Genomic DNA, 1,297 nt, shown 5'->3' with positions numbered 1-1,297 from the left:
GGGTGAGGCTCGTGAGGTTTTTTTGGAGGCGTTGAGGTCGGGGTTGTCGCAATCGGCGGCGGCAACGGTGGCTGGGGTGTCTCATCAGACGGGGTGTAAGTGGGCCAAGGCCGAGGGGATCGCGGCCAACCTCGCGCATCGGGGTATTCGGTATTCGGCGGCGGTTCGGGAGGCGTTCTGGGAGGCGATGAAGTCGGGGGCGTCGCCGACCCAGGCCGCGGTGATCGTCGGCGTGTCGGAGAACACCGGCCGGGTCTGGGTCCAACAAGCTGGCTATATGCCCAGAACCCCTGTGCCTGCTGATACCGAGTCCTGTGCCTTTGATGTTGATCCCGGTGTGTCCTCGCCGCGGCGGCCGATGTCGTTTATCGAGCGCTGCCGGCTAGAGCAGCTGCTGGAGACCGGGCACCCACCGGCGCAGGCCGCCGAGTTGTTGGGGCGCCACCCGGACACGATTGACCGCGAAGTGGACCGCGGGCAGACCGTTTCGGGATACCGGGCCCGGGTCGGACAGGACGTGGCCGAGGCCAACCGTAAGCGGCCCAAAGCACGCAAGCTCGAGGACAACCCTGTGTTGTTGGCTGAGGTGGTGGCACGCTTGGAAAAGCGGCACAGTCCCGAGCAGATCGCGGGCCGGCTGCGCGAGGATTTTCCCGACGATCCGGAGATGTGGGTGTCACACGAGACGATCTATCAGGCCCTCTATGTGCAGCCGCGCGGGGAGTTGGCCCGGCTGGTCAAGGCCGCGTTGCGTACCGGCCGGGCTCGGCGGAAACCGCAGGGCCGCAAGGAAACTGGTCAAGGCAAGCTCAAGGAAATGATCAACGTCAGTGAACGTCCCGCCGAGGCCGATGACCGCGCGGTCCCCGGTCACTGGGAAGGTGATCTGATCCTGGGCAGCACCGCCTCGGGCTCAGCGATCGGCACCCTGGTCGAGCGCACCACCGGATTCGTGGTGCTGCTGCACCTGCCCGGCGACCACACCGCGGACACCCTGGCCGAGGCCATGAGCGCCAAGATCCCGGAGATCCCCGAGATCTTGCGTCGCTCGCTGACCTGGGACCAAGGCAGTGAGATGGCCTTACACACCAAGATCACCGAGGCCACCGGGCTGCCGATCTACTTCCGCGACCCGCACAGCCCCTGGCAACGCGGCACCAACGAGAACACCAACGGGCTGCTGCGCCAATACTTCCCCAAGGGCACCGACCTGTCGTTCTACGGGCCGGGCTGGCTCGACCAGGTCGCCGCAGAACTCAACGCCCGACCCCGCAAACGATTCGGCTGGCGCACCCCC

1 protein-coding gene is annotated in these 1,297 nt (G+C 66.5%); it reads left to right on the top strand.

All coding sequences use genetic code 11. The features are described from left to right. Positions 1–187: 187 nt before the first annotated feature. A partial coding sequence (locus tag AC2VON_RS09230; RefSeq protein WP_486952679.1) for an IS30 family transposase occupies positions 188–1,297 on the top strand: 1,110 nt, incomplete at its 3' end.

The organism is Mycobacterium sp. TH-M82, assembly GCF_057473605.1.
The sequence above is the reverse complement of the archived record's forward strand: the minus strand, read 5'-3'. Positions and strand labels throughout refer to the sequence as shown.